This is a genomic window from Pseudoflavonifractor phocaeensis, from assembly GCF_021531815.1.
Taxonomy (GTDB): Bacteria; Bacillota; Clostridia; order Oscillospirales; family Oscillospiraceae; genus Lawsonibacter; species Lawsonibacter phocaeensis_A.
Genome location: NZ_JADYUM010000001.1, coordinates 75,877 through 96,084 on the forward strand (window position 1 = coordinate 75,877; position 20,208 = coordinate 96,084).

The following is a 20,208-nucleotide window of genomic DNA, read 5'->3' on the forward strand; positions in this document are numbered from 1 at the left end:
TCCGGCTCCGTCTTTTCGGAAAGGATGTATGCACATGAGCAAATTATTGCTGAAAAATATCGGTATGTTGGCCACCCCCCTGGGCACCGCCGCCAAAAAGGGCACGGAGCAGGGCCAGATCCAGATCCTGAAGGACGCCTGGGTCCTGGTAGAGGACGGCATCATCGCCCAGGTCGGCACCGGTGCGGCCCCCGCTGTCGAGGACGCCCAGGTGCTGGACGCCGGCGGCAACCTGGTCACCCCCGGCCTGGTGGACGCCCACACCCACCTGATTTTCGGCGGTTGGCGCCAGAACGAGCTGGGCATGAAACTCCACGGCAAGACCTACCTGGAGATCCAGAACGCCGGCGGCGGTATCCAGTCCACCACCAATGCCACCCGTCAGGCCACCGAGGAGGAGCTGACCCAGAAGGCCGCCAAGGCCCTGGATGAGATGATGGGCTTCGGCACCACCACCGTGGAGGCCAAGAGCGGCTACGGTCTGGCCACCGAGCATGAGCTGAAGGCCCTGCAGGTCATCAAAAACCTGAACGACCGCCACGCCATGGACATCGTCGCCACCTTCATGGGCGCTCATCTGGTCCCCGCCGAGTACAAAAACAACCGCGCGGAGTATATCCGCCTGGTCTGCGAGGAAATGATCCCCCTGGTGGCCAAGCAGGGGATCGCCCAGTTCAACGACGTTTTTTGCGAGGCTGACACCTTTACCGTTGAGGAGTCCCGCCAGGTGCTGGAGGCCGGCAAGAAGTACGGCCTGACCCCCAAGATCCACGCCGACGAGATCGAGGCCATCGGCGGCTCCATCCTGGCAGGCGAGATCGGCGCCATCTCCTCCGAGCACCTGATCGTGTGCCCGCCCGAGGGCATTGAAAGCCTGGCCAAGGGCGGCGTCATCGCCTGCCTGCTCCCCGCCACCAGCTTCAACCTGGGCGCTGTCTTTGCCCCTGCCCGGGATATGGTGAAGGCCGGTGTCCCTGTGGCCATGGCCACCGACTTTAACCCCGGCTCCTGCCCCTGCCTGAACCTGCAGTTTGTCATCAACCTGGGCTGTCTGAAGTACAAGCTGACGCCCGAGGAGGTCCTGACCGCCGTCACTCTGAACGGCGCCGCGGCTATCCGAATGGCCGACAAGGTGGGTTCCGTGGAGCCCGGCAAGCAGGGTGACCTGGTGATCTGGGACGCCCCCGACCTGGATTATATCTGCTACCGTGTGGGCAGCAATCTGGCTAAGACTGTGATCAAGAAGGGCGTCGTGGTCTGAACCGCGCACCCTCAGAAAGGAGAAAACCGGGATGGACCGGACAGATTATCAGATCCTGAATATCCTTCAAGCCGACTCCCGTACCACTTTGCGGCAAATCGGTGACCAAGTGGGCCTCACCGCTCCGGCGGTCTCCGAGCGCATCCACCGCATGGAAGAAAAAAAGATCATCCGGGATTACCGCATTGACGTGGACCGGGAGCAGCTGGACTGCAGTATGACCGGCTTCATCCTGGTGGCTCCGGAACCGGAAAAATACAACAGCTTCTGCGAGTTCTGCCAGAAAAACCCCGCCATCATCAGCCACTACCATGTGATCGGCGTCTTCAATGCCCTGCTCCGTTTCGCGGTCCGGGGCACCCGGGAACTGGACGAGCTGTTGTCCGCCATCAAGCGTTACGGAGACTCCCAGACCTCTGTACAGCTCAAAACCTATTTTGAGACAAAAGAGATCGTTCTCCCCCGCTGACCCTTTTATGGAACAGCCGGAGGCCGCTGGCAGCGGCCTCCGGCTATTTTTTATTTTAAAGTCCGGGGTTCGTCCTTGAATGTTCTTCTCCTCCAGGCGCAAAAACGGCCCCACGGTACGAAATACCGTGGGGCCGTTTGCAGTAATCACACTTTCTCCCCCTTCGCCTGCCGGCGATAGGGAGCGAACCGCCGGTTCGATTAGAACAGGCCGGTGATCTTGCCGTTCTCGTCGATGTCGATGCGGTTGGCAGCGGGGACCTTGGGCAGGCCGGGCATGGTCATGATGTTGCCGGTCTTGGCAACCAGGAAGCCGGCGCCGGCGTTGACCTTCACCTCGCGGACAGTGATCTTGAAGCCGCGGGGAGCGCCCAGCTTGGTCTGATCGTCGGAGAAGGAGAACTGAGTCTTGGCCATGCAGATGGGCATCTTGTCAAAGCCCATCTCAGTCAGCTGCTTGATCTGCTTCTTGGCGTCGGCAGTCAGCACCACGCCGTCAGCGCGGTAGACCTTGGTGGCGATGGCATTCAGCTTCTCCTCAATGGTGGTGTCCAGATCGTAGACGAACTTGAAGGAATCGCTGCTCTCCTCCTCGCAGAGGCGGACGACCTCCTCGGCCAGAGCCTTGCCGCCCTCGCCGCCCTTGGCCCAGACCTCGGACAGGCGGACGTTGACGCCCTGCTCCTTGCACTTCTCCTCCACCAGCTTCAGCTCGGCCTCGGTGTCGGTGGGGAAGGCGTTGATGGCGACCACGCAGGGCAGGCCATAGACGTTCTTCACGTTGTCCACATGCTGCAGCAGGTTGGGCAGGCCCTTCTCCAGAGCCTCCAGATTCTCGTTGTTCAGGTCGGCTTTGGCCACGCCGCCGTGATACTTCAGGGCGCGGACGGTGGCAACGATGACCACAGCGTCGGGATGGAACCCGCCGGCGCGGCACTTGATGTCCAGGAACTTCTCAGCGCCCAGGTCAGCAGCGAAGCCGGCCTCGGTGACGGTGTATTCGGCCAGCTTCATAGCAGTCTCAGTGGCCTGGATGGAGTTGCAGCCGTGGGCGATGTTGGCGAAGGGGCCGCCGTGGATGAAGGCGGGGGTGTGCTCCAGAGTCTGGACCAGGTTGGGCTTGATGGCGTCCTTCAGGACGGCAGCCATGGCGCCCTCGGCCTGCAGGTCATGGGCGGTGATGGGCTCGCCGGCGCGGTTGTAGGCGACGACCATCTTGGCCAGACGCTGCTTCATGTCGGCCAGGCCGGAGGACAGGCACAGAACGGCCATGATCTCGGAAGCAACCACGATGTCGAAGCCATCCTCACGGGGCACGCCGGAGGCCTTGCCGCCCAGGCCGCAGACGATGTGGCGCAGCTGGCGGTCATTCATGTCCACAACGCGCTTCCAGGGGATGTTGCGCACGTCGATGTCCAGAGCGTTGCCCTGCTGGATGTGGTTGTCGATCAGGGCGGACATCAGGTTGTTGGCGATGCCGATGGCGTTGAAGTCGCCGGTGAAGTGCAGGTTGATGTCCTCCATGGGGACGACCTGAGCGTAGCCGCCGCCGGCAGCGCCGCCCTTGACGCCGAACACGGGACCCAGGGAGGGCTCACGCAGGCAGACGATGGTCTTCTTGCCGATCTTGTTCAGAGCGTCGGCCAGACCCACGGAAGTGGTGGTCTTGCCCTCGCCGGCGGGGGTGGGGCTGATGGCGGTCACCAGAACCAGCTTGGACTTCCGGGGCAGATCCTTCAGGGAGTGGATGTCGACCTTGGCCTTGTAGTGGCCGTAGTGCTCCAGGGCCTCGGGGCCGATGCCGATCTTGGCAGCAACCTCTTCGATAGGCAGCATGGTGGATTCCTGAGCGATCTCGATGTCAGTCTTGAAACTCATGTGGGCTCCTCCTCAAAATTTTTTCTTTTATTTCCCGGGGCCTCCCCGGGAATCGTTTCTCTCGATGATCCTATTTTACCGCAAAACCGGCGATTTCGTAAAGATTTTCCTTTTTCCTTTTTTGCCCCCCCACTTTTCTTTATTAAGCAAGGTTTCTTATTTTCAAAATAAAAAAAGGACCCAATTTTTCTTTTCCGCCCCGAGGCCCTTTCCCCCCAAGACTTCTCCCAATTTTTTGTGCATTTCGACGGGAAATGCGTCTTTTCTTTTTTGTGTTTGCATTCTTCTGTTCCCTATGCTATGCTGTAATCAACATTTTCACAGGGGGCGGCAGGCCCCCTGTGTGTCCCAAAATACGGATTTTGGAAAGGATGGATCACTCCATGGAATCGTCTCTCTCCCCCGCAGAGATCGCGGCAAAATACGCTGAAGTGGGCGCCGGAAAGGCCAAGCGCTCCACCCCCCTTCTCGTGGTGCTGGGCGTCCTGGCCGGCGCCCTCATTGCCCTGGGCAGCGCCGCCACCAACACCGCCGTCTACGGCATTCAGGACACCTGGATCGCCCGGACCATCTGTGGGCTGCTCTTCCCCTTCGGCCTGGGTATGGTGGTCATCATGGGCGCGGAGCTCTTCACCGGCAATTGCCTGATCACCCTCTCTGTACTGGATAAGCGCTGCACCTTCACCCAGATGCTCCGCAGTTGGGTCATCGTGTATCTGGCTAACTTCGCGGGCGCCCTGGCCGTGGCCGCGGGCTGCGCCTTCTTCGGACAGCTGAATTACTCCGGCGGCGCCTTGGCCGTCTACACCATGAAGGTGGCCGCCGGAAAGTGCGCCATCCCCTTCGGCAACGGCGTGGTGCTGGGCATTCTGTGCAACTTGCTGGTCTGTCTGGGGGTGCTCATGGCCATGTCCGCCAAGGATACCACCGGTAAGATCCTCGGCGCGTTTCTGCCGGTGTGCTACTTCGTCCTGTGCGGCTTTGAGCACTGCGTCGCCAACATGTACTACATTTCCGCCGGCCTGATGGCCAAGGCGGTCCCCGCTTACGCCCAGTTGGCCGCCGAGTCGGGCGTGGACCTGTCCGCCCTCACCCTGACCAACTTCCTGGCGGGCAATCTGATCCCCGTCACCCTGGGCAATATCCTGGGCGGCGCCGCGCTGGGCTGGCTGATGTGGTTCTGCCACCTGAAAAAGCGCTGAATCGGCTCTTTCCAAAAGAAAGCTCCCCGTCTTGCGGACGGGGAGCCTTTTTTCATTGAATGACCGTCATATCACAGTTCCGGAACGCCGTCTCAGACAGCTCCTGCCCAATACCAGGCAGCTCAGGCACCTGGTATTTGCCGTTGATCGGCTGATAGTCATATTTGCAGAGCTCGATATTGTAGGGACTCAGGGCATAGGTGTGGTGCTCATGGATCACAAAATTGGGGATGACCGCCTCCACCTGGAGGGCGGCGGCAGTAGAGATGGGACTGCCGCAGGCGTGGACCTGGACGCCCACATCATAGACATAGGCCATGTCGCACACCTTCTTCACCTCGCTGATCCCGCCGCAGGTACCAATGTCAGGCTGGATCACCTGGATCGCGTTCTCCTTGAAGTACTCCGCATACTGCCACCTGGTATAGATGCGCTCTCCGGTGGCGATGGGCAGCCCCGTCTTGTCTCCCACCAGCTTTGTCAGTCCGGGCGTGGGCGTCGTGGGCTCTTCGAAATAGAAGATATTCAAATGCTTGATGGCGTTTCCATACTGAATGGCGCTCAGCGCGTCGGTATAGCTGTGGTTCTCAATGATCAGATCCACATCGGGGCCAATGGCCTCGCGGACCGCTTCCACACGCTGGGTCAGAAGACGGATGGTCTTGGGGTCCCGCAGGCCCAGCCGGTCCTCGTCCGTATACTTGCGGCCGTCGGGTGCGAAGGTGAAAAAGTCATACTTCACGCAGTCGTACCCCTCTGCCACAGCCTTTTTGCCCTCCCGGGCGTAATCCTCCAGGGTGCAGGCCGGAATGATGTCCGGGCCCCAGCCGAATTGCAGCTGGCTGGCATAGGCCCGCAGGTTTTCCCGCTTCTTGCCGCCCAGGAGCTTGTACACAGGGACGCCGAAATATTTTCCCTTGATGTCCCAGAGGGCAATGTCGATGGCGCTGATTCCTGCGTTGATCACCGGGCCGCCATTCTGTCCCCAGAACGTGCTCCGGTACAGCTTGTCCCAGATCACCTCCGTGTCCAACGGGTCCATGCCGATGATGAGCCGGGCCATGTTCTGGACGATGCCGTAAGCCGCCACCTGGGCCTCGCCGTAGGCCAAAGCAGCCTCGCCGTCTCCATAGATCCCGGCATCCGTATGGATCCGGCACACCACGGGACGCCAGTGGCCGCCCTTCAGCTTGGTTTTCAAATGAAGAACTTCTACTTTTGTAATTTTCATGATGAATCTGCCCCTTTCACCGCTGCGGAGCGGAGGCCGCTCTCCTTCCATGAAACCGGACCGCTTTGCCGCTTCACTACGCTGATTCAATTGTATACATTATTCACAGAAATGCAACAGAAATCTGATAAAATCTCAAAAAAACTTCCGCACACAAAAAAGCGCCCCAGCTCCGCACGGGAAGCTGAGACGCTTTCTGCTGCTTAGCCCGGAGGCCAGGTCATGTCGCGGCCGCTCAGTACGTGGAAATGCAAGTGATGCACACTTTGCCCCGCCTGCTCACCGATATTGGACACCACACGGTAGCTGTCCAGACCCAACTCCTTGGTCACCTTGGAGATGACGGCAAAAATGTGGGCCACCACAGCCGCGTTATCCTCATTGACCTCAGCCACAGAGCCGATATGGGCCTTGGGGATCACCAGAAAGTGAGTGGGAGCCTGGGGCGAGATGTCGTTGAAAGCATAACACACCTCGTCCTCATAGACCTTGCTGGACGGGATCTGACCTTCCGCGATCTTACAAAACAGACAATCAGACATGGAAAAACCTCCTTTGCGTCATTTTATCCCAAACGATTCAAAAGGGCAAGCCCCCGGCCAGAAAAAGCCCTTCACTTTTCCGTTTTACGCTCCTCAGTTCAGCAAAATTGCCCTGTTTTGTCTTGTTTTCCCCCTGTCTTTTACACGAAATGTCAAAAGCGATTTTTTTCAAAAAAGGTATTGCTTTTTCTTTTCCTATGTGCTATTATGTATAAGCTGTCTGAGACAGCCAAGCAAAATCGAAAATATCCGGGTGTGGCGAAGTTTGGTATCGCGCTTGAATGGGGTTCAAGAGGCCGCTGGTTCGAATCCAGTCACTCGGACCAAGAAAAGCCTTGTGGTTCAATGAACTGCAAGGCTTTTTGCTTTACATTGAAATGGCAAAAGATGTAAGCGGGTCAACAAATGGGTCAACACCTTTCGAAAAACATTGGTCACCTGGGAAGGGTGTTTATCAATGGCAAGTATCACTCTAAAGAAAAAATCTGGCAGAATCGTATCCTATAAATTCAAAACTTGTGTCGGCAGAGATACCCAAGGCAAGCAGATTTTTCGTTCCAAGACTTGGACTCCCCCGGATGGTATGAGCGTCTTTATTCACGTGCAGGATGCAACATGGCGGGAGCGTCATCCCCACTCTTCTGTTGTTCGGCCTGTTGTTTCGCTTTCTGCTCCAAAATCTCCCTTATTTCTTATCAAACCGTCCTATCACACAGACCATTCTTGACCGTCTCCAAACACAAGAGCCGATAATCCGTGCCCAATGGGCAACGGGTTACCGGCTCTTCGTCTATATATTCGTCCCGTGGATCACTTCTGCGCTGTTCCGTGCTTTCTGCTTACAGCTCAGACAGCATGTCGTGAAATTTCACGAATCGTTTAAAGCTCCAATGCAGCGGCTGTTTCGTTCCCGATCACTGGATCCCGGTCACAGTATAGTCCTGGTCCTCCACCGTCTTCTTCAGCACCTCGTCGGAAACATCGGACTTCAAAGTCACCACGGCGGTACCCGCCTCATGGCTCACCGCCGCCTGCTCCACCTGGGGCAGCGCCTCCAGCGCCTTCTTGACCCGTGCCTCGCAGTGCATGCACATCATGCCCTCGATCTTCATTGTCTTTTCCATGTTTTTTTGTTCCTCCTTTTGTTTCACTTTGATAGCTTTATCGTTCGCGGTGTTCCGCAGATCAAACAGATTCAGCCTCAGGGCGTTGGACACCACACAGAAGCTGCTGAGGCTCATGGCCGCGGCGCCGAACATGGGGTTCAGCGTCAGGCCCAGGGGAATGAACACGCCGGCAGCCAACGGGATGCCGATGGTGTTATAGAAAAACGCCCAGAACAGGTTCTGATGGATATTCCGCAGGGTGGCCCGGCTGAGGCGGATGGCGGCGGGCACGTCGGAGAGCCGGCTCTTCATCAGCACCACGTCCGCCGCGTCGATGGCCACGTCCGTGCCCGCTCCAATGGCGATCCCCATGTCCGCCCGGGTCAGGGCCGGGGCGTCGTTGATCCCGTCGCCCACCATGGCCACCTTGCCCTGCTGTTTCAGCGAACGGATCACGCTCTCCTTCCCCTCCGGCAGGACCCCGGCGATGACCTCGTCCACCCCGGCCTGGGCGCCGATGGCCTTTGCGGTGCGCTCGTTGTCGCCGGTGAGCATGACAACCCGGATGCCCATATTCCGCAGTTCCTGTACCGCCTGGGGGCTGTCCTCCTTGATGACATCCGCCACAGCGATTACGCCCAGAGGCGTTTTCAGCGTCTCATTGGCAAAGTACATGGGGGTTTTGCCTTGGGCGGCTAGGGCGTCGGCCCGGCCGGAGAGCCCGCCGGGGACGATGCCCGCCTCCTCCAGCATAGCCCGGTTCCCACCGATGAAGGTGCAGTCTTCCATGACCGCCCGGACGCCTCGGCCATGGACGGCGGAAAAGTCGCTGACTGGTGTCAGAGACAGGCTATGTTTGGCAGCCTCCTCCACAATGGCCTTGGCCAGAGGGTGCCCCGAAGGGCCTTCCAGACAGGCGGCCAGGGTCAGCAGACCCTCCTCCGTGTTGTCCGGAGCCGGGATGATATCCGTCACCTTGGGCTCGCCGCTGGTGATGGTGCCGGTCTTGTCCAGGGCCACGATCTCCACCTGGCCGGTCTCCTCCAGAGAGGCGGCGGTTTTAAACAAGATGCCGTTTTTCGCCCCCATGCCGTTGCCCACCATGATGGCCACCGGCGTAGCCAGACCCAGGGCGCAGGGACAGGAGATGACCAGTACGGAGATGCCCCGCGCCAGGGCGAAGCCCGCGGTCCTGCCCAGCAGCAGCCAGACGATGGTGGTGACCGCGGCGATGGTGATGACGGCGGGGACAAACACACCGGAGACCCGGTCCGCGATCTTGGCGATGGGGGCCTTGGTGGCTGCCGCGTCACTGACCATTTGGATGATCTGAGACAGGGTGGTGTCCTCCCCCACCCGGGTGGCCCGGCATTTGAGGAAGCCGGACTGGTTCAGGGTGGCGGCGGACACCGCGTCTCCCACGTTTTTGTCCACCGGGATGCTCTCGCCGGTGAGGGCGGACTCGTTGACCGCGCTGGCGCCCTCCAACACCACGCCATCCACCGGGACCGTCTCGCCGGGGCGCACCACAAACACGTCGTCTTTCCGCACCTGCTCGATGGAGACCTCCGCCTCCTTGCCGTTCCGCAGCACCGTCGCGGTCTTGGGGGCCAGCTTCATCAACCCCTTCAGGGCATCGGTGGTCCTGCCCTTGGAACGGGCCTCCAGCATCTTGCCCACCGTGATGAGGGTCAGGATCATGGCGGCGGATTCGAAGTAGAATTCGTGCATATAGGCCATGACAGCCTCCGAATTCCCCTTTATCTGGGCGTCCGTCATGGCGAACAGGGCGTAGGTGCTGTACACGAAGGCCGCGGCGGAGCCCAGGGCCACCAGGGTGTCCATATTCGGCGCCCGGTGCCACAGGCTCTTGAACCCGCTGACAAAAAATTTTTGGTTGATGACCATGACGGCCACCGTGAGCAGCAGCTGGGTCAGGCCCATGGCCACATGGTTCCCGTCATAGAAGGACGGCAGGGGCCAGCCCCACATCATGTGGCCCATGGAGAAGTACATCAGGACCAGCAGGAACCCCACGGACCAGAGCAGGCGCCGTTTCAGCACCGGGGTCTCCAGGTCCCGCAGGGCGTCCTCCCCCGCCGCCCCGCCGCTTTTGGGGGCAGACGCTCCTTTCTCCGAAGCGCCGTACCCGGCCCCCTCCACAGCGGCGATGACCTCGCCGGGGGAAGCAGTTCCCTCCACGCCCATGGAATTGGTCAGCAGGCTGACGGAGCAGGCTGTGACGCCGGGCACTTTGGACACGGCCTTTTCCACCCTGGCACTGCAGGCCGCGCAGCTCATGCCAGTGACATTGTATTGTTTCATGATTTCCTCCGGAGTTCCCCCTATGCGGCAGATGATGTCCGCTGTTTCCCAGCGGCTGTCCTTATCATGTCCCGCTTTCGGATTTCCTACTTCATCAGTTTCTGCAGCGTGGCAACCAATTCTTCGATTGTCTCGTCCCTGCCCTCCCGGATGTCCCGGGCCACACAGGTGCGGATATGCTGGGCCAGCAGCTCCTTGCTGAAGGCGTTCAGCGCCGCGTTGGCCGCCGCCACCTGCGTCAGAATGTCCGGGCAGTAAGCGTTTTTTTCCACCATGCCGCGGATCCCCCGGATCTGACCCTCCACCCGGTTCAGCCGGTGGATCAGATTCTTATACTCCTCCTGGGAACGTTCTTTGGTCTTGTGGCAGCAGCACTCCTCCACAGCCTATCCCACCTTTCTTCCGCATTATATACCCCAACGGGGTATTTGTCAAGGTATAAAAAACCGCCCCACTTCCGGCTCATGCTGAAAGCGGGGCTTTCTATTCTCGTGGGAGCCTCAGCAAATGCCCACCGGGCCGCCGGACTCCAACTGCCCAAAACAAGCGTCCAGATAGATCATGTGGGAAACTGCGATGATGGCGCTGCGCAGCATGTCCTTTTCCACAGAAAAGGTGACGCCCACATCGTCCACGGAATCCTTGAGTCCAAACCGGAAATAGAGGATATTCTCCAGCTCCGTACAAAAATAGTCGTAAGCCACCGGGTCGGTGTAGACCTCCTTCTGCCGGGCAAAAAGCTGGCTGATGTGCTCCAGAGACATCACCTGTTTCAAGATGGTGACGCTGATCAAATGGGCGATCTGATCGGCCTTGTACTGCTTTTTGACAGGGTTGGTGACCAGTCCCATTTTCACGTAGTTACGGATCATGGAACCGGTGATCTCGATACACCCAAGGGGCTTCAGATAGTGATTGATATATTTGGTTGTCTGCTCCAAATAGAGCCCCACATCAGGCAATTCCCCATAGCGGGGCAGCCGGAAGGCCCGCATGGGATCTGCCAATGCGCTTTTCATTTTCTTATCCATACCTGCATTATATTTTGCGCGGCGAAAAAAGTCAAGAGCACCTCGAAATAGAGTTTTTAAAACTCCTTGACGAGTTTTTTGAAATATGCTAGGATGAATTGGGCCGCGGTGTTGGAAACATCCCAGCCCCCTATCCAAGAAAAAAATCCCGCTCCGGTTCCCGCCGGGAGCGCAGCATAAGGAGAAATGACCGATGGAACAGCATATCGTTTTGGTGGCGGAGACAGGGTCTGACCTTACCCCGGAACTGGCCCGGGAATACGGGGTCTGGCTGGTGCCCATGCACGTCTCCATGGGGGACCGGACGTTGGACGACGGTACCTTCCCCGCGGAGGATGTGTGCGCCTACTATGACGCCACCGGGCGGGTTCCCCAGACCAGCGCCAGCACGCCGGATAATTTCACCCGGGTCCTGGATGAGATCCACCAGAAATGGCCGGAAAAGCACATTCTGCACCTGGCCTACTCCGCGGTCACCACCTGCTCCTATCAAAACGCCCTCCTGGCCTCAGAGGGCCGGGATTATGTGACCCACATCGATACCAAGCACGTTTCCGTGGGCCAGGCGGCTGTAGTGTTGGAGGCGGCCAAGCTGCTGCGGGAGCATCCTGAGATGGACGTGGAGGAGGCCGTGGCGGCGGTGCGGGAGATCTGCGCCCGGACGCAGATGTGCTTTCTGCCCCGCAACCTGGACTACCTGCGGGCCGGAGGCCGGGTCAGCAACGTGGTGGCGCTGACAGGCAACCTGCTGAACCTGCACCCCTGCATTGAGATCATCGACGGACGGCTGCTGGCCAAGAAGAAGTACCGCGGCGCCCTCGTCAAACAGATCCCGAAGCTGATCGGGGACTTCGCGGACAAGCACCAACTGGATCGGGAACATCTGTATTTTATCTGGTCCCCCGGCCTGGATGACGCCTGCCGCAGAGCGGCGGAGGAGTGCGCCGCCGCCCACGGCTTCCGAAAAGTCACCTGGATGAAGACCGGATGCGTCATCACCTGCCACGGCGGTCCCAGCTGCTTTGGCATCGTCGGCTTCGCGGGGAACCCGTGAAGCTGCCGGTAAACCCTAATTTACCATATGCTTGAAAAAAGCGGCCGCGTTTGCGGCCGCTTTTTTGTAAAACAGGGCAAGCTATCTGTCGGCGGCGCCTCCCCGCCGTGACCGGATTCCGGGAAAGAATCTTGTATTTCCAGGGCGCATGGTGTACAATTGATCAACATATTTTCTTTGACCATACTGGGACGTACGTTCCCCCACCCAGGAACAGAAGACGGACATGACAACCGGAAAAGAGGTGTGCAGCCATGGAACGCGGGATCAAACAGGATAACCGGAACATACCGGTCCGGCTGGCCGGACTGGCTGCTGTACTGCTGGTGTTGGTGGCCCTGTCCCTGCTGTTGGGGTCCACCCGGTTGTCTCCCGTCCAAGTGGTCCGCGCCGCACTGGCCCAGGATTGGGAGGACACCAGCCTTCGCATCTTCCTCTATGTGCGCCTTCCCCGGACCTTGGGGGGGATCCTGTGCGGCTGCGGTCTGGCGGTGGCGGGTTCGGTGCTCCAGGTGGTGCTGAACAACTCCCTGGCCGGCCCCAACATCATCGGCGTCAACGCCGGAGCCGGTTTCGCCTCCCTGGTGGTGATGGCCCTGTTCCCCCGGGCAATGAACCTGCTCCCGGCGGCGGCTTTCGCCGGTGCCCTGGCCTGCTCCCTGCTGATCTACGGGGTGGCCCGGTGGACAGGCGCCTCCCGGATGACGCTAATCCTGGCGGGCGTGGCTGTGACCAGCGTGGTCAACGCCGCTTCCGCCTGCCTGCGCTACCTGTTTCCCGATATTCTGGCGGCCTACAACAGCTTTTCCGTGGGCACCCTCAACGGCGTCACCATGGGCAAGCTGTGGGCGGCCCTGCCCTACCTGGCGGCCGGTCTGGCCGCCGCCCTCCTCCTGAGCGGTGAGATGAACGTTCTGGCCCTCGGGGAGGAGATGGCCCGCTCTCTGGGGCTGAAGGTGGAGCGGTGCCGCCTGCTGCTGATCCTGACGGCGGCGGTGCTGGCGGGCGCTTCCGTGAGCTTCGCGGGGCTGATCGGCTTCGTGGGCCTGCTGGTCCCCCACGCCGCGCGGATCCTCCTGGGATCAGACAACAGGATGGTGGTGTCCGGCTCCGCGCTGCTGGGCGCGGCCAGCGTCCTGCTCTGCGACCTGCTGGGCCGGGTGGTGTTCGCCCCCTATGAGCTGCCTGTGGGCGTGGTCCTGTCCCTGGTGGGCGGCATCTGCTTCGTGGTCCTGCTGTTTCACCGGAGAGGAGGCAAGCTCCATGATTGAGTGTATCGGACTGGGGACCGGCTACGCCGGGACCGCTGTTTCCCGGCACATCGACCTGACCGTCCGGGATGGCGAGCTGCTCTCCCTCATCGGTCCCAACGGCTGCGGGAAAACCACCCTCCTGCGGACCATGGCCGGGCTGCTTCCCCCGCAGGCGGGAACCGTCTGTGCGGAGGGCCGTGATGTCCGCGAGATGACGGAGCGGGACCTGGCCCGGCTCCGCGCCTATCTGCCCCAGCTTCGGGAGACCCCGGACATCACCGTGGGCGCGCTGGTGGGCCATGGCCGCTTCCCCTATCTGGGCTTTTCCCGCCAGATGACCGCCCACGACCGGGAGCAGGTGGACCGGGCCATGGAGATCACCGGCGTATCCGGCTGGCGGCACAAGAAGCTGCGGCAGCTGTCCGGCGGCCAGCGGCAGCGGGTGTATCTGGCCATGACAGTGGCCCAGGACACCCCGGTACTGCTCTGGGACGAGCCGGCCACCTATTTGGATGTGGGCAGCCGGCTGGCCGTCATGGATCTGGCCAAAACACTCAACCGCAGCGGAAAAACGGTGGTGATGACCCTGCACGACTTATCCGACGCCCTGACCCTGTCAGACCGGGTATGCCTGATGGACGGAACGGGGCAGGTGGTCATGACCGCTCCCCCGGAGGAGGTCTTCCGTTCCGGCGCCCTGGACCGGGTATTCTCTGTCCGCGCGGAACAAGTGCGCCTCTCCTCTGGCAGCTTCTCCTACGTGTTCACACCGGAATCCGGTATTTGACAGTTCCCTGCCCCGGCACGCGAGGTGCGGCCATTACCCCAGCGCCACATCCAGCACCATCATGACGCTGAAGCCCACGGCGAAAAACACAGTACCGATGTTGGAATGACTTCCCTGTGACATCTCGGGGATCAGTTCCTCCACGACCACATAGACCATGGCTCCCGCGGCGAAGCTGAGCAGATAGGGCAGCGCGGGGACGATGATCCCCGACGCGGCGATGGTAAACATGGCTCCGAGGGGCTCCACCGCTCCCGAAAGCAGCCCATAGGTGAAGGCTCTCCCCTTTCCCGCCCCCTCTGCTCTCAGGGGCATGGAGATGATCGCGCCCTCCGGGAAGTTCTGGATCGCGATTCCCAGCGCCAGCGCTAAGGCTCCGGTGGCGCTGATGTTCGCGTTCCCGGTGAGATAACCCGCGTAAACCACGCCCACAGCCATGCCCTCCGGAATATTATGCAGGGCAACGGCCAGGACGAGCATGGTCGTTTTTTGCAGCTTTGTTTTCGGACCCTCGGCCTCCTGGCTGCCCAGATGCAGATGGGGGATCACATGGTCCAGCAGCAGCAAGAACAAGATCCCCAGCCAGAACCCTGCCACCGCCGGGAGGAACGACCAGCTTCCCATGTGTTCCGCCTGTTCAATAGACGGGATCAGCAGACTCCAGACTGCCGCCGCCACCATGACCCCAGCCGCAAAACCTGTGAGGATCCGCTGCAGGGTGCCGCTCATGGTATGTTTCATAAAGAAGACGCACGCAGCGCCCAGGCCCGTACCCAGAAACGGGATCAGGAGGCCCAATATCACTTCTGCCGGCATTTTACCGTCCTCCTATGCCAATGTTATGTATGCGAACGGCACGTTCACGGCCGTTCCAGTATAAAATAGCATACCCCTCCCCTGTTTTCAAGCGGTATCTCCGCCCGCTCCGCCAGGAACGCCGCTGCCTCCTCCCGGCTTCCCACGGGGGTGCCGCTGACAGCGCCCGGCCGCGGCTGAACCCCAATGTTTGGAGCCGTGAGTCAACCCCAGTCTTGCAAATTCGTCTGCTTTATGATAGCCTAAAGCAAACCCGTTGTGACAAGGAGGCGTCCATGGATGAAGATCCACGAATCGGCCGAGGACTACTTAGAACGCATTTTGATGCTCAAACTGAAAAACGGCATGGTCCGCTCCATCGACATCGTGCACGATCTGGACTACTCCAAGCCCAGTGTCAGCGTGGCTATGAAGCGGCTGCGGGAAAACGGATATATCGAGATGGACGCCGACGGCTACATTACCCTGCTGCCGCCGGGCCAGGAGATCGCCTCCCGGATCTATGACCGGCACCAGCTTCTGACGCAGTTTCTGCTCCAACTGGGCGTCTCCCCGGAAAACGCGTCAGCGGACGCCTGCAAGATCGAACACGACATCAGCGATGAGAGCTACGAAAAAATCAAGGCGCTCACCCTCCGGCAGCAGGCGGCCTCCCAAGTCAGCTTGTGACGGTGCCTTTCCAGAACAAAACCTCCTCATTTTCCAGCCATGCAGCCGCTGCACTGGTCTGGAAAACGGGGAGGTTTGTTATATTTATCCTTAGGTCAGTTTACAAGGAACTACACGCAGACCGTGAAACGGGCTGCTGACAACAAACGGCGCTATGCTCCCGGCTGGGTGCATAGCACCTGTTTGTTGCGGGGGTTTCCAAAGGGGGCAGCGCCCCATTTGGCACACGACTTTGCGGAGCAAAGTGTAGTGTGTTATACGCTCTGTCGGCGTTGCCCTGAAAATACCGTTGCCGCCGGGGAGGGCAAGGGCATTTGACGCGGCAGGAAAGCAGGGCTTAGCTGTGCATAGCGGTTCTCCGGTAGCTTCGTCCAGAATGGACTTGGACGCCCACTTCTTACTCATGCTCACCTGCATGATCGTTTCCTTGACCTTTCCCACCAGGGACTTGTCCTTACACCGCTTTGTCCAGCGTATCTCCTTCTCCACCACCGGGATATAGACCACATGGAGGTGGTAGTGGTACACGTCCTCCCCCAGCGCCTCGGACATGGCCCGGTTGCGCTCGTCGGCGTGCATGACCGCCGACAAAATATACTGCTCTCCACCCACGATTTTGATTGCGGCTTTATAGGCTTCGGTGTAAAATTGTTTTGCGAAGTCATACCCGCCGTGATTGTAGAAGTAAGCGGAGTTTACGTCAAAGACCAGCTCACTGTATCGAAAGGCGTCCTCCTTGATACCACGGGTGGAAATCACGCCATCAGCCTCCATTTGAGCAAATATCTCCCGATACCCAGCGGACGGGGTTTTGAAATGGACATTGAGCGGCGTCCGCTCTAATACAATGTCTTGGTTGACATAGGAATCTTTCTCACGCTCATTGTGCTGCTGGGTGTTGCCGATCTTGGTTTCGGTCAGCCTCATATTTCTTGCGTTGATACGGTCAATACCGTCGCCTCTCGCCATAGGCAAAAATCCTCCTGTTTCAGATGTTGGGTTGTTGATCGAGGACGGAAGTTCAGGGGAGGCACTTCCTGCGGGAAGTGTAATAACCCACTATGACACTTTCATCCCTTCGGGCTGCAAAGTGTCGTGGGCTCTCCGAGGGGGTGTGGGGGCTTTGTCCCCGGCAACATCTCCGGCCTAAGAGCCGCCGCAAGCGGCGGTTGGCCTCCGAAACGCCTCGCTGCGGCTCGGTGTGCGGTTGCCTCCCCCAGCAGGGCCGCCCTTTTACCCGCAGGGTATACTTCGCAGAAAAGGGCACCCTGCACCTCGTCGGGTCAAAGTCCGCTCCATTCGGGACGGCCTTGTGTCCATCCCTCACTCCGCTCCCTTGCCCCTCCTCTCCCCACCGCAACCGCTTCGCTGGGTTGCGGTGGGGGTGGGAAACGTCTGGGGCCGCTCCCTGTGACAGCCGTGACGACTGTGACGATGTTTCAGACACCGCCCCCGCCCTCAAAAAAGCCGTCACGGTCGTCACGCCTGGGGCGGTTCCAGCGTCAGGCTGATACTTCTCCCGGCGTGGCTCCTGCTGTTCTCATAGCGGATGTGGTAGTCTGTCAGCAGCTTCCCGGCCCGGACATTCAGCCGCATTGCCAGGGCATTGGGCTTCATGTCAGTCTGGAGCGCCGCCGCCAGTTCTGTGGCCGTCCCTGCCCAAGAGGGGCTTTCCGCTGTTACAAGGGCGGCTACGGCCTCCAGCACCGGGTCGGGCGGCTCTGTCCATGCCTCCGTTTCCGTACGCTCCAGCGTCCATATCAGCCGTTCCTTGTCCTTGGTAAGATAGAATCGCTGGTCTTGCTGGTCACGCCCGGCCACGTCCAGAACGGCGTTGCCGTCCGTCCGCTTCTCCTTTTGAAGAAGAAAGGCTCCGTCCGCTGCTCCCGCCAGTCCGTTGGTGCCGGAGATCATATCGAACTTATCATCGGCCTGTTGTTTCCGGGTGTGATGTACCAGCAGGAGGCAGACGCCGCAATCATCGGCAAATCGTTTCAGTTTCCCCACCACCTCGTAATCGTTGGCGTAGCTGTACTTATCCCCGCCAGCCTCTCGGATTTTCTGGAGGGTGTCAATGATAATCAGCTTGGTGTCCGGGTGTTCCCGGACGAACTTCTTTTGTCCTTGCACCGCTTTGTCCATCGTATCTCCTTCTCCACCACCGGGATATAGACCACATGGAGGTGGTAGTGGTACACGTCCTCCCCCAGCGCCTCGGACATGGCCCGGTTGCGCTCGTCGGCATGCATGACCGCCGACAAAATATACTGCTCTCCGCCTACGATTTTCATTGCGGCTTTGTAAGCGTCGGTGTAAAATTGTTTTGCGAAGTCATAGCCGCCATGATTGTAGAAGTAGGCGGAGTTGACATCAAAGACCAGCTCACCGTATCGAAATGCGTCCGCCTTAATGCCACGGGTGGAGATTACACCATTGGCCTCCATTTGGGAGAACATCTCCTGATACCCTGCGGATGGGGCCTTGAAATGGACATTGAGCGACGTCCGCTCTGGTACAATGTCCTGGTTGACATAGGAATCCTTCTCGCGTTCGTTGTGCTGCTGGGTGTTGCCGATTTTAGCAGCGGTCAGCCTCATATTTCTTGCGTTGGTGCGGTCAATGCCGTCGCCTCTCGCCATAGGCAAAAATCCTCCTGTTTCAGACGTTGGGTTGTTGAAAATGGACGGGGGTCCGGGGGAGGCACTTCCTGCGGGAAGTGTAATAACCCACTATGGCACTTTCGCCCCGTTGGTGCGAAAGTGCCGTGGGCTCTCCCGAGGGGGTGCGGGGGCTTTGCCCCCGGCAACTGCGGTTGCCTCCCCCAGCAGGGCCGCCCTTTGAAAAGGGCACCCTGCACCCCGCCTAAACTTTGCCACTCGCCGTTGGGCAGGTGGAAAGGCACAGCCTTTCCACCACCCGGCAAGTGTCCTCCGTGGGCCAAATGTCAAGGGGTTCGGGTTGTATTGCCTTGCGGCAATCTCCACCCGCAGGTATGCCCCCTTGACATTTGACCCCGCTCCCCGTGACAGCCGTGACGACCGTGACGATGTTTTAGACACCGCCCCCGCTCTCAAAAAAGCCGTCACAGCCGTCACGGTCGTCACGCCTGGGGAGGCTCCAGCGTCAGGCTGATGCTTCTCCCGGCGTGGGTACGGGTGTTCTCATAACGGATATGATACTCCGTTGCCAGTTTCCCAGCCCGGACATTCAGCCGCATAGCCAAGGCGTTAGGCTTCATATCCACTTGCAGGACCGCTGCCAACTCCGTGGCTGTACCGCCCCAGGACGGCCTCTCCGCCGTGATAAAGGCGGCTACGGCCTCCAGCACCGGGTCGGGTGGTTCTACCCATAACTCCGTTTCCATCCGCTCCAGTGTCCATGTCAGGTGTTCCTTGTCCTTGGTGAGATAGAGCCGCTGGTCTTGCTGGTCACGTCCTACCACATCCAGGGTGGCGGTGTCGTCCGTCCGCTTCTCCTTCTGAAGAAGAAAGGCCCCGTCCGCCGCACCCGACAGGCCGTTGGTGCCGGAGATCATATCAAACTTGTCATCGGCCTGCTGTTTCCGAGTGTGATGTACCAGCAGGAGACAAACGCCGCAAGCGTCAGCGAGGCGTTTCAGCTTTCCCACCACCTCATAATCGTTGGCGTAGCTGTACTTATCCCCGCCAGCCTCCCGGATTTTCTGGAGGGTGTCAATGATAATCAGCTTGGTGTCGGGGTGTTCCTGCACGAACCGCTTTAGCTGCTCCTCCAGCCCGCTGCCGACCTGCTTGGCGCAGATGGAAAAGAGAAGGTCGTTGGTGCCCTCCATGCCGAACATCCGGTAAAGCCGCTCCTGCAAGCGGCGGTGATCGTCCTCCAGCGCCAGATAGAGGACAGTCCCCTTGTGAACGGGATAGTCCCACAGGGGGAGGCCCATGCTGACGTGGTAGGCAAGCTGGGCCATCAGGAACGACTTGCCCACCTTGGGTGCTCCCGCAAAGAGGTACGTCCCCGGATAGAGCAGACCGTCAATGACGGGCGGTCTGCTCTGATAGACGTTCTCGTACAACTCATTCATGGAAATCGTGGGGAGGTATGCCGGGTCGTTCATGCGCTGCATTTTCCGCAGCAGTTCCGCATAATTTTTTTCAGGGGGATTGTTTTCTGTCGTTTCCTCTGCTATACTTGCGATAGGTGTTTGTGAAATGGGCTGTTCCCCGTCTGCGCCAACAGACGGAACCGGGACAGTCCTTTTCGTTTCCTTGGAATCCATCAATCTATCAATCCTCCTTCATGCCGCCCATGATAGCGGCGATTAGCTGAATGGTGTCCAGCAGCTCGTCGTCCACGCCAGCCCCGTCCTCGACCCGCCGCAGTTCATCCAGAACGGCGGCAAGCTGGTCACGCAGGGCCTTGTAGACCTTGGGATTACCCTGTACCACTACTTCCCGACACAGGAGGCGTCTTGTGATGTAGTCCTGCTTTGTCAGGCCGGAGAGCCGCACAGCGGCCTCAATCTGTTCATCTTCCTCCGGGGATACCCGGAAGGCCACGGTCTTGTTCCTCCAGCGGTTTTTGTTGTCTCGGTTTTTCAGCGACATGG

17 protein-coding genes, 1 tRNA gene and 2 pseudogenes are annotated in these 20,208 nt (G+C 59.5%); 8 read left to right on the plus strand and 12 right to left on the minus strand.

Features of this window, described 5'->3' with window-relative positions:
* Positions 1-34 precede the first annotated feature (34 nt).
* Positions 35-1,261, plus strand: a complete 1,227-nt coding sequence (gene hutI, locus I6E42_RS00335) for an imidazolonepropionase (RefSeq protein ID WP_235369714.1) — start codon at positions 35-37, stop codon at positions 1,259-1,261.
* 31 nt (positions 1,262-1,292) lie between these two features.
* Complete coding sequence (locus tag I6E42_RS00340; protein ID WP_235369715.1) at positions 1,293-1,730, plus strand: Lrp/AsnC family transcriptional regulator; 438 nt, start codon at positions 1,293-1,295, stop codon at positions 1,728-1,730.
* 200 nt (positions 1,731-1,930) lie between these two features.
* Here I6E42_RS00340 and I6E42_RS00345 read toward each other — a convergent pair whose 3' ends face one another.
* Positions 1,931-3,607, minus strand: coding sequence for a formate--tetrahydrofolate ligase (locus I6E42_RS00345; RefSeq protein WP_235369716.1), 1,677 nt, complete (start codon positions 3,605-3,607; stop codon positions 1,931-1,933).
* A 383-nt stretch (positions 3,608-3,990) separates the two neighbouring features.
* Between I6E42_RS00345 and I6E42_RS00350 the strand changes: the two genes are divergently transcribed.
* A complete protein-coding gene (locus I6E42_RS00350) occupies positions 3,991-4,809 on the plus strand; it encodes a formate/nitrite transporter family protein (protein WP_235369717.1) in 819 nt (272 codons plus the stop codon).
* Between the two features lie 52 nt (positions 4,810-4,861).
* Here I6E42_RS00350 and I6E42_RS00355 read toward each other — a convergent pair whose 3' ends face one another.
* Together I6E42_RS00355 and I6E42_RS00360 are read right to left on the minus strand one after the other, a co-directional pair.
* A complete protein-coding gene (locus I6E42_RS00355; protein WP_235369718.1) occupies positions 4,862-6,040 on the minus strand; it encodes a mandelate racemase/muconate lactonizing enzyme family protein in 1,179 nt (392 codons plus the stop codon).
* A gap of 203 nt (positions 6,041-6,243) precedes the next feature.
* Entirely contained in the window at positions 6,244-6,582 is a 339-nt protein-coding gene (locus I6E42_RS00360) for a histidine triad nucleotide-binding protein (RefSeq protein WP_235369719.1), read from the minus strand.
* A gap of 249 nt (positions 6,583-6,831) precedes the next feature.
* Between I6E42_RS00360 and I6E42_RS00365 the strand changes: the two genes are divergently transcribed.
* Positions 6,832-6,908, plus strand: a tRNA-Pro gene (locus I6E42_RS00365).
* A 588-nt stretch (positions 6,909-7,496) separates the two neighbouring features.
* On the opposite strand, the gene I6E42_RS00370 is transcribed toward I6E42_RS00365, so the two are convergent.
* The 3 genes from I6E42_RS00370 to I6E42_RS00380 all read right to left on the minus strand — a co-directional run bounded on the left by I6E42_RS00370 (position 7,497) and on the right by I6E42_RS00380 (position 11,032).
* Entirely contained in the window at positions 7,497-10,013 is a 2,517-nt protein-coding gene (locus tag I6E42_RS00370) for a heavy metal translocating P-type ATPase (RefSeq protein WP_235369720.1), read from the minus strand.
* 86 nt (positions 10,014-10,099) lie between these two features.
* The gene (locus tag I6E42_RS00375) at positions 10,100-10,396 is read right to left on the minus strand and encodes a metal-sensing transcriptional repressor (protein ID WP_235369721.1); all 297 of its coding nucleotides are present in this window, start codon (positions 10,394-10,396) and stop codon (positions 10,100-10,102) included.
* Between the two features lie 117 nt (positions 10,397-10,513).
* On the minus strand, positions 10,514-11,032 hold the full coding sequence (locus I6E42_RS00380; RefSeq protein ID WP_235369722.1) for a DUF1836 domain-containing protein: 519 nt from the start codon (positions 11,030-11,032) through the stop codon (positions 10,514-10,516).
* A gap of 205 nt (positions 11,033-11,237) precedes the next feature.
* On the opposite strand from I6E42_RS00380, the gene I6E42_RS00385 reads away from it, so the two are divergent.
* The 3 genes from I6E42_RS00385 to I6E42_RS00395 all read left to right on the plus strand — a co-directional run bounded on the left by I6E42_RS00385 (position 11,238) and on the right by I6E42_RS00395 (position 14,138).
* Entirely contained in the window at positions 11,238-12,098 is an 861-nt protein-coding gene (locus I6E42_RS00385) for a DegV family protein (protein WP_235369723.1), read from the plus strand.
* A gap of 254 nt (positions 12,099-12,352) precedes the next feature.
* The gene (locus tag I6E42_RS00390; RefSeq protein WP_235369724.1) at positions 12,353-13,369 is read left to right on the plus strand and encodes a FecCD family ABC transporter permease; all 1,017 of its coding nucleotides are present in this window, start codon (positions 12,353-12,355) and stop codon (positions 13,367-13,369) included.
* A complete protein-coding gene (locus I6E42_RS00395; RefSeq protein WP_235369725.1) occupies positions 13,362-14,138 on the plus strand; it encodes an ABC transporter ATP-binding protein in 777 nt (258 codons plus the stop codon). The genes I6E42_RS00390 and I6E42_RS00395 overlap by 8 nt, the downstream gene beginning before the upstream one ends.
* 33 nt (positions 14,139-14,171) lie before the next feature.
* Here I6E42_RS00395 and I6E42_RS00400 read toward each other — a convergent pair whose 3' ends face one another.
* The gene (locus I6E42_RS00400; protein WP_235369726.1) at positions 14,172-14,954 is read right to left on the minus strand and encodes a ZIP family metal transporter; all 783 of its coding nucleotides are present in this window, start codon (positions 14,952-14,954) and stop codon (positions 14,172-14,174) included.
* A gap of 279 nt (positions 14,955-15,233) precedes the next feature.
* On the opposite strand from I6E42_RS00400, the gene I6E42_RS00405 reads away from it, so the two are divergent.
* Complete coding sequence (locus I6E42_RS00405) at positions 15,234-15,623, plus strand: metal-dependent transcriptional regulator (RefSeq protein ID WP_235369727.1); 390 nt, start codon at positions 15,234-15,236, stop codon at positions 15,621-15,623.
* 336 nt (positions 15,624-15,959) lie between these two features.
* On the opposite strand, the pseudogene I6E42_RS00410 reads toward I6E42_RS00405, so the two are convergent.
* The 5 genes and pseudogenes from I6E42_RS00410 to I6E42_RS00430 form a co-directional block, all read right to left on the minus strand.
* A pseudogene (locus I6E42_RS00410) lies at positions 15,960-16,592 on the minus strand (plasmid recombination protein); the annotation flags it as partial.
* Between the two features lie 510 nt (positions 16,593-17,102).
* On the minus strand, positions 17,103-17,765 hold the full coding sequence (locus tag I6E42_RS00415; RefSeq protein WP_412761275.1) for an AAA family ATPase: 663 nt from the start codon (positions 17,763-17,765) through the stop codon (positions 17,103-17,105).
* Positions 17,741-18,262, minus strand: a pseudogene (locus tag I6E42_RS00420) (plasmid recombination protein); the annotation flags it as partial. The gene I6E42_RS00415 and the pseudogene I6E42_RS00420, both read right to left, overlap by 25 nt.
* 461 nt (positions 18,263-18,723) lie before the next feature.
* On the minus strand, positions 18,724-19,878 hold the full coding sequence (locus I6E42_RS00425; RefSeq protein ID WP_235370036.1) for a helicase RepA family protein: 1,155 nt from the start codon (positions 19,876-19,878) through the stop codon (positions 18,724-18,726).
* 7 nt (positions 19,879-19,885) lie between these two features.
* Positions 19,886-20,206 (minus strand): plasmid mobilization protein, encoded by a 321-nt coding sequence (locus tag I6E42_RS00430; RefSeq protein ID WP_154039263.1) that lies wholly within the window; start codon positions 20,204-20,206, stop codon positions 19,886-19,888.
* Positions 20,207-20,208 lie beyond the last annotated feature (2 nt).

Bases quoted from the DNA above. Each gene is read 5' to 3' on its own strand.
- hutI (WP_235369714.1), top strand. From the start codon at position 35: ATGAGCAAATTATTGCTGAAAAATATCGGTATGTTGGCCACCCCCCTG.
- I6E42_RS00340 (WP_235369715.1), top strand. From the start codon at position 1,293: ATGGACCGGACAGATTATCAGATCCTGAATATCCTTCAAGCCGACTCC.
- I6E42_RS00345 (WP_235369716.1), bottom strand. From the start codon at position 3,607: ATGAGTTTCAAGACTGACATCGAGATCGCTCAGGAATCCACCATGCTG.
- I6E42_RS00350 (WP_235369717.1), top strand. From the start codon at position 3,991: ATGGAATCGTCTCTCTCCCCCGCAGAGATCGCGGCAAAATACGCTGAA.
- I6E42_RS00355 (WP_235369718.1), bottom strand. From the start codon at position 6,040: ATGAAAATTACAAAAGTAGAAGTTCTTCATTTGAAAACCAAGCTGAAG.
- I6E42_RS00360 (WP_235369719.1), bottom strand. From the start codon at position 6,582: ATGTCTGATTGTCTGTTTTGTAAGATCGCGGAAGGTCAGATCCCGTCC.
- I6E42_RS00370 (WP_235369720.1), bottom strand. From the start codon at position 10,013: ATGAAACAATACAATGTCACTGGCATGAGCTGCGCGGCCTGCAGTGCC.
- I6E42_RS00380 (WP_235369722.1), bottom strand. From the start codon at position 11,032: ATGAAAAGCGCATTGGCAGATCCCATGCGGGCCTTCCGGCTGCCCCGC.
- I6E42_RS00385 (WP_235369723.1), top strand. From the start codon at position 11,238: ATGGAACAGCATATCGTTTTGGTGGCGGAGACAGGGTCTGACCTTACC.
- I6E42_RS00390 (WP_235369724.1), top strand. From the start codon at position 12,353: ATGGAACGCGGGATCAAACAGGATAACCGGAACATACCGGTCCGGCTG.
- I6E42_RS00395 (WP_235369725.1), top strand. From the start codon at position 13,362: ATGATTGAGTGTATCGGACTGGGGACCGGCTACGCCGGGACCGCTGTT.
- I6E42_RS00400 (WP_235369726.1), bottom strand. From the start codon at position 14,954: ATGCCGGCAGAAGTGATATTGGGCCTCCTGATCCCGTTTCTGGGTACG.
- I6E42_RS00405 (WP_235369727.1), top strand. From the start codon at position 15,234: ATGAAGATCCACGAATCGGCCGAGGACTACTTAGAACGCATTTTGATG.
- I6E42_RS00415 (WP_412761275.1), bottom strand. From the start codon at position 17,765: ATGGACAAAGCGGTGCAAGGACAAAAGAAGTTCGTCCGGGAACACCCG.
- I6E42_RS00425 (WP_235370036.1), bottom strand. From the start codon at position 19,878: ATGGATTCCAAGGAAACGAAAAGGACTGTCCCGGTTCCGTCTGTTGGC.
- I6E42_RS00430 (WP_154039263.1), bottom strand. From the start codon at position 20,206: ATGTCGCTGAAAAACCGAGACAACAAAAACCGCTGGAGGAACAAGACC.